The sequence below is a fragment of the Micromonospora sp. NPDC051296 genome, assembly GCF_040682255.1.
GTDB lineage: Bacteria > Actinomycetota > Actinomycetes > Mycobacteriales > Micromonosporaceae > Micromonospora > Micromonospora craterilacus.
The window spans coordinates 1-7,033 of the sequence record NZ_JBFBAO010000362.1 but is presented as its reverse complement, the minus strand read 5'-3'; the positions used below and the strand labels follow the sequence as shown (position 1 = coordinate 7,033).

6 protein-coding genes and 1 pseudogene are annotated in these 7,033 nt (G+C 70.9%); 4 read left to right on the top strand and 3 right to left on the bottom strand.

Translation table 11 applies throughout. The annotated features are described in order from the left end of the window. A partial coding sequence (locus tag AB0M52_RS27960) for an amidohydrolase family protein (protein WP_363959717.1) occupies positions 1-617 on the top strand: 617 nt, incomplete at its 5' end. Between the two features lie 4 nt (positions 618-621). Here the strand turns inward: AB0M52_RS27960 and AB0M52_RS27955 are convergent. The 3 genes from AB0M52_RS27955 to AB0M52_RS27945 form a co-directional block, all read right to left on the bottom strand. Further along, complete coding sequence (locus tag AB0M52_RS27955; protein ID WP_363959714.1) at positions 622-1,215, bottom strand: NTP transferase domain-containing protein; 594 nt, start codon at positions 1,213-1,215, stop codon at positions 622-624. 206 nt (positions 1,216-1,421) lie between these two features. Beyond that, on the bottom strand, positions 1,422-2,135 hold the full coding sequence (locus tag AB0M52_RS27950; RefSeq protein ID WP_363959711.1) for a hypothetical protein: 714 nt from the start codon (positions 2,133-2,135) through the stop codon (positions 1,422-1,424). 93 nt (positions 2,136-2,228) lie between these two features. Continuing rightward, positions 2,229-4,496 carry a hypothetical protein gene (locus AB0M52_RS27945; RefSeq protein WP_363959708.1) on the bottom strand — a complete coding sequence of 756 codons (2,268 nt, stop codon included), beginning with the start codon at positions 4,494-4,496 and terminating at the stop codon, positions 2,229-2,231. Between the two features lie 401 nt (positions 4,497-4,897). Here AB0M52_RS27945 and kdpF point away from each other — a divergent pair, with 401 nt between their 5' ends. The 3 genes and pseudogenes from kdpF to AB0M52_RS27930 form a co-directional block, all read left to right on the top strand. After that, on the top strand, positions 4,898-4,987 hold the full coding sequence (gene kdpF, locus AB0M52_RS27940) for a K(+)-transporting ATPase subunit F (protein ID WP_363959705.1): 90 nt from the start codon (positions 4,898-4,900) through the stop codon (positions 4,985-4,987). Further along, entirely contained in the window at positions 4,987-6,642 is a 1,656-nt protein-coding gene (gene kdpA, locus AB0M52_RS27935) for a potassium-transporting ATPase subunit KdpA (protein WP_363959702.1), read from the top strand. The genes kdpF and kdpA overlap by 1 nt, the downstream gene beginning before the upstream one ends. A gap of 22 nt (positions 6,643-6,664) precedes the next feature. Beyond that, positions 6,665-7,033: pseudogene (locus AB0M52_RS27930) on the top strand (potassium-transporting ATPase subunit B); the annotation flags it as partial.

The following is a 7,033-nucleotide window of genomic DNA, read 5'->3' as shown; positions in this document are numbered from 1 at the left end:
ACCGCTGGACGCTGGATTTCGCCCGTACCACCTCGGGTTGCCTGCCCTCGGCGACGTTCTTTCCCGAGCCGGCGGCGCCCCGCTATGTCGCCGGGGCGATCGCCGACGGCGCCCGGGTGTTCAAGGTGCACCTCCAGGTGGGCGGCTTCGCCCCGACCGATCCGGCGCTGGACGGCGTGTGGGGCCTGCTCGCCGACGCCGGCGTGCCGGTGGTGGTACACGCCGGACACGCCCCGGTCGGCACCGTGCACACCGGCCCGGACCCGTTCGCCGCGCTGCTGGCCCGGCACCCGTCGCTACCCGCGATCGTCGCCCACCTGGGCGCGCCGGACTACTCGGCGTTCCTCGACCTGGCGCAGCGCTACCCGCAGGTGCGGTTGGACACCACCATGGCGTTCACGCCGTTCCTGGACCGGATGGTGCCGTTCCCCGCCGCCGAGCTACCCCGACTGCGCGAGCTGGGGCTGGCCGGCAAGGTGCTGCTCGGCAGCGACTTCCCGAACATCCCGTACCCGTACGCCGATCAGCTGGCCGGCCTGGCCCGCCTCGACCTGGGTGACGACTGGCTGCGCGCGGTGTGCTGGCAGAGCGCCGCCGACCTGTTCGACCTGGCTTGACGCCTCACGCCCCGACCCGCTGCTCCGGCACGGACAGGCCGTAGAGGGCCACCAGCTCGGGGGTGTCGACCCGACTGCCGTCGGCCACCGAGTCGCAGGCGATGTCGACGATCTGGTCCTTGTGCGCCAGCAGGTAGGGCCGGGCGCCGACATCGGCGCTGGCCAGGGTGGCGATGCCGGCCCAGTGCCGGCGGCCGAACAGCATCGGGTAGCCACGCAGGCCGTTGTAGGTGGCGCAGACCAGCACGTCGGGAAAGGGCAGCGCGGCGACCCGGCGGATCGCGGCGGCGGTCAGCCCCGGCATGTCCACCGGCACCACCACTGCCGCCTCGACCTGGTCGTCGTCGATCCCGGCCAGCCCGGCGCGGATGGACGAACCGACCCCGGTGCCCCACGCGCGGTTGACCACCACCGTGGCGCGGCTCAGCTCCGCGGTCTGGCGGACCTGTTCGGCCGCGGCGCCCAGGACGACCACGATCTGCCCGCAGCCCGCCTCCGTCAGCGTGTCGATCATCTGGTCGACCAGGGGTTTGCCGCCCTGGTGCAGCAGGGCCTCCGGGCCGCCGATCCGGCGGCCACCCCCCGCAGCGATGATCATTCCTGCGATCCGGTTCAGAGCTGGGCTCCCTCCAGCGTGGGAGCGGCCGGGGCACCAGGCCCCGCCCGTCCCGTCCTACGCACACCGTCTGCAACGAGCGCGGCCGGACGGGGGTGGCGGGGCAAATCGTATAAATTAGGTATCTATCTCATCCTTCGCCAATCACTGCGAACACGGCGGCCAGGGTCCCCCGGGATCGCCACTCCCTAACCGCCCGTGCTTCCCGGGATCGGCGTGAGGACGACCTGCCAGGCCCCGGTGAAGTGCTCAGGCACGACCTCGACGGTCACCTGGTCGCCCGGGCTCAGGTCGAGGCCGTGCTTACGCTTCCACTCGCCGCGCTCGTCGCCGTACGTGCCGAAGCCGGCCATCTCGTAGTCCCACCACTCGCCGGTGCCGACCTCGACGCCGCCGACCCGCAGGTGCAGCAGCCCGGGCGTCTGGGCGATCATGTCGATCGAGGTCAGCGTCCGCCAGGTCAGCGTCTGCCGGACGGGACGCGTCGGGTCGGCCGGATCCGATCGGATGATGACGACGTTCGGGCACAGCGCCTCAGTGCAGCCGGCCGGAAGGTTGTTCTCCAACGGGCCGAGTGTTCCCGCCGGTCGGGGCGGCAGTTGGTACTGGTCGAACGGGATCCGCTCGCCGATGGCGAGCGCGACGGTGCCATTCTCCGGGACCGGCACCGAGACGCTGCCGGCATCCCCGGACCGCTGGGCCCCGGTGATCGTCATGACGAACGTGGCGGGTTCGCCCACCGCGACCCCCTTCCCGGCCCAGTCCGCCGGGCGCAGGGTTCCGTCGCAGCTACCCCCGGCCACATGATTGCCGTTGACGGCCAGCTCCCGCTCCACCATCACGTCGTCGGCGACCCCGTCGCAGCGCATGAAGACGACGAGATCGAGGGTGGTCGGCACCATGGTCGAGGAAGTACCGGCTGTGCCGCGAAAGGTTGCCTGACCATCGTCGGCGTCATCCACCCCGCGACCGGCACCGCCGTAGGGCTGCTGCGCTTACCGGTCGCGAGCGGGCGGGTACGCGTTCGGGTCGAGTCGGCCGGCCAGCTCCCGTACGGCCGCCTCGTAGACCGGGTCGGTGTGGTAAGGCCAGTGTCGGTCGATTGGTGGGGGGACGGTGTCGTCGAGTTCGACGGTGATGCCGCTCGGGTCGCGTAGTCGTCGGTCGACGGTGCCGGCGGGTCCGTGGGTGCGGGGTGGTTCGCCCGGTCGGTGGGCGGAGAACAGTGGGCCGCCGATCGGGTCGGTGTTGCGCCACAGGTTCACCCATCGCCAGTTGATCCGGTTGCCGACTTCGTGGAGGACCTGGTCGCCGAGGAAGGCGGGGCAGAGTCGGGCGTAGAGGCGGTGCAGCGGGCTGCCGTGGGTCAGCAGGGCGACTCGGGGCAGCACCTCCTCCGGCAACTGGAGCAAGGTGGCGGCGGCGAGGACGGAGCCCTGCGAGTGGCCGGAGAGGATCACCCCGCCCCGGGTGGTCAACGCGGTGACCCGTTTGGCGAGTTCGGGTACGGCTCGTTCGGCGTAACAGGGTGGTGCGAAGGGGTGCACGGTGCGGGGCCAGAAGGTGCCCAGGTCCCAGATCACGGCGACGGTGCGGCGGGTTCCTTCGGAGCGGTAGGACAGCAGCCCGAGCACGATGATCCCGAGCGCGACCAGACCGATGACGTAGATCCCGACGTCGGTCGCGAACACCAGGTCGGTGTTGGCCATACCGCCGGTCCTGCTCAGCCGTGCGCTGAGTTCCGACGGTCCGACGCTGATCAGGTCCAGCGCAACCGTGGCGACGCCGAGCAGCGACAGCACCAGGAAGACCACGAAGACCGGGCTGAGCTGCTCGGCGAGGGCCGCACGGGCGATGATTTCCCGGACGGTGGTCCGTCGGGGCAGGGCTTCCGACGGCGGGTCGGGAAAGTCCGTCCGGACGATCCCCTCGGCCATCCGGCGGCGGCGTCGCCGGGTCGCCAGGATCCGATAGATCGTGGTCGCGGTGACGACCATGACCGCCGCGAGGCCGGCGAGCGCCGCCCAGCGGTAGGAGACCGGCGGCTCCAGCGGCGGCGCGCCGGGCACGTTCGGCCGGGCCGGGTTCGGGATCTCCCCCCGGTCGAGGAAATCGGCGACCCGGTACACCAGGGCGGCGGAGAACCCGTACGCGGCGGCGACCGCCGCGGAGGCGAGTACCGGGGTGGCCAGCCCGCCCAGCCACGACGAGCCGGCGCCCTGGCTACGTCGCCGCTGGTGCATGGTGGCGACGACGAGCGCGCCCAGCAGGCCGGTCTGAACCGCGATCACCGCGGCGACCGCGCCCTCGTACCCGGGCAACTGCCCGTGCGGCTGTTCCGACTCGAACGGTACCGCGGCGTAGACGATGGCCAGCACGGTCAGTCCGTTGGCGGCCAGCCGCAGCGCCCGAATGCCGCGCAGGTCGACCTCGCCCCGGCCCGGACCCGCCGCAGCACGGCGGGCCGGTAGGCAGAGCAGGACGACACCGGCGACGAGCAGAACCCAGGCCGCCACGAAAAGCACCTGCCCGACCGGCGTGGGATGGATGTGGATGAGCGCGCCGAGGAGGGCCGCGTCGAGGACACCGAGCCCGACCGCGACGTGGATGGCGCGCAGTCGCTGCACCACGAGTGCGTCGTTCCAGAAGCCGGGGCGGTCGATCCGGTCCTCTCCGCCGCTGGTGCGGTCCTGCCCCCGCGCGGCGGGGAACGCCTCGAACGCCCGGGCGGACCGTTTTCCGAGCCACCCGAGCAGCCGCAGCGCGGCGATCGGCACCAGCGCCAGCAGCGCCAGACGTGGCCCGAGCGGTATGTCGGCCAGCCAGCCCAGGTAGCCGCGGCCCCGCACGCAGGGGCGGTAGGGGGCGCACTGCCAGCCCACGATGTCGACGGTCACCCCGACGATGGACAGCACGAAAGCGGCGGTCAGGGTGGCGGCCAACAGCCGGCACAACGGGCCGATCAACCCGCCCGTCCCACCGGTCGCCGGCCGGGTCCACACGGCGAGGTTCACCAGCATGAACGGCAGCAGGAACAACAACGACAAGGTCCGCACCGCGGTGCCCGCGGTCAGCGAACCCCACCGGTACGCCTCCACCTTCAACCCACCCGGCCGGTCACTGATCCCGAACCCCGGCCGCGGCCGGTAGAAACCGGCGTTGTCGTCACCGGCCACCCGGGCCACGATCGGATGATCCAGCAGCGCCTCGGCGGACGTGCCCGAGACACCGTGCACCCGCAGCTCAACCACCTCGTGCGCCAACGTCCCGCCTTCCGGCAAGTGCTGACCCTCACGGTAGTGACCTGACCTGCTGTTTCGCGGGCCTTCGGTGAACGAGACCAGCGGATCGACGGGGGGTGACCTACGGCCTCAGCTCCGCCGGCAGCGGGCGGTTCGATCAGCCCGGGCGCGGCGGTCGGGATGAATCGAGCAAGGGACGGCGTGAAGACAGCGTGAAAAAACTCCGGATCGCCGTGATGGTCGCGTTATAGGCCCTTTCGCGGTTGCCTGACTGGCGTTGTGATTGCTCGGCGCGGCCGACTAGCGGCCGGGACGACCTGGTCCGGAATCGAGGAGTCAGACGTGTCTGACGTGGTGTATGTGCTGTTGACGGTGGGACTGTTCCTGGTCCTCGCTGTGGTGGTGAGGGGCGTGGAGAAGCTGTGAGCGCCGCCAACGCAGTCGGCCTGGTGCTGGCGATCGGCCTGGCCGTGTTCCTGGTGGTCGCCCTGCTGTTTCCGGAGCGCTTCTGATGACCGTGACGACAGCCGGTGTGCTGTTCATCCTCTCGCTGGTGGTGGCGCTGGTCGCCGTGCACAAGCCCTTCGGTGACTACCTGTACCGGGTGGTGTCCGGCCCGCGGCACGCCCGCATCGAGCGAGGAATCTACCGCCTCGTCGGGGTGAACCCGGCCGCCGAGCAGTCCTGGGGCGTCTACGCGCGCAGTCTGCTGGCCTTCTCCGCCGTGTCGATCCTGTTCCTCTACGGGTTCATGCGGTTGCAGAACCACCTGTGGCTGTCCCTGGGCTTCGACCCGGTGGTCCCGCACGGGGCGTGGAACACCGCGGTGTCGTTCGTGACGAACACGAACTGGCAGTGGTACTCAGGCGAGTCGACCATGGGCCACCTGGTGCAGATGGCCGGGCTGGCGGTGCAGAACTTCCTCTCCGCCGCGGTGGGCATCGCGGTCGCGGTCGCGCTGGTGCGCGGCTTCGCCCGCAGCCGTACCGGTGAACTGGGCAACTTCTGGGTCGACCTGACCCGGATCACGCTACGGGTGCTGCTGCCGATCTCGGTGCTCGCCGCCCTCGTGCTGATGATCGGCGGGGCGGTGCAGAACCTGTCCGGCGGCACGGAGATCACCACGCTGACCGGCGGCAGCCAGGTGATCACGGGTGGCCCGGTGGCCAGCCAGGAGGCGATCAAGGATCTCGGTACGAACGGTGGCGGCTTCTACAACGTCAACAGCGCGCATCCGTTCGAGAACCCGACCACCTGGACGAACTGGTTGGAGATCTTCCTGCTGCTGGTGATCCCGTTCAGCCTGCCGCGGGTGTTCGGCCGGATGGTCGGCCAGGTCCGGCAGGGGTACGCGATCGCCGCGATCATGGCGGTCCTGGCGCTCGCCAGCGTCGCCCTGACCAACGTCTTCGAGCTGATCGGTCACGGCACGGTGCCGCAGGCGGTCGGCGCGGCGTTGGAGGGCAAGGAGGTCCGGTTCGACGTGTCGAACTCGGCCACCTTCGCCGCCGCCACCACGCTCACCTCGACCGGTTCGGTGAACTCGTTCCACGACTCCTACACCGCCCTCGGCGGCGGGATGCTGCTGGTCAACATGATGCTCGGCGAGGTCGTGCCGGGCGGTGTCGGCGCCGGCCTGTACGGGCTGCTCATCCTTGCCGTGATCACCGTGTTCGTCGCCGGGCTGATGGTCGGCCGGACCCCGGAGTACGTGGGCAAGAAGATCGGACCGCGCGAGATCAAGTTGGCGTCGCTGTATTTCCTGGTCACCCCGGCGCTGGTGCTGGCCGGCACGGCTGCGGCGTTCGCCACCGGCAACAACGCCACCGCGCTCAACGTCGGCCCGCACGGGCTCTCCGAGGTGCTCTACGCGTTCACCTCGGCGAGCAACAACAACGGATCCGCGTTCGCCGGGCTCACCGTCAGCACGCCGTGGTGGAACACCGCGCTGGGCCTGTGCATGCTGCTCGGCCGGTTCCTGCCGATCATCCTCGTGCTCGCCCTGGCCGGTTCCCTCGCGCGCCAACAACCAACCCCCGCCTCTGCGGGCACCCTGCCGACCCACCGCCCGCTGTTCGTCGGGATGGTCGTCGGCGTCACGGTGATCCTCGTCGCGCTCACCTTCCTACCCGCGCTCGCGCTCGGCCCGCTGGCCGAGGGGCTGTGACCACCCCATGAGAGAGAACGACATGACCACCTCCACGCCGGCGCCGCACGGCACCGCCGACGCGGCGACCGCCGGCACACCCGCCACCCAGGGCAACCGCGGCGGCGGGCTACTGGATCCTCGACAGCTCGTCCGGTCCCTGCCGGACGCGCTGCGCAAACTCGACCCCCGCACCCTCTGGCGCAACCCGGTCATGCTGATCGTCGAGATCGGTGCGGCCTTCACCACCGTCCTCGCGGCGGCCGACCCGTCGGTGTTCGCCTGGACCATCACCGTCTGGTTGTGGCTGACCGTGCTCTTCGCCAACCTCGCCGAGGCGGTCGCCGAGGGACGCGGGAAGGCCCAGGCCGCCGCGTTGCGAAAGGCGAAGACGGACACCGTCGCCACCCGC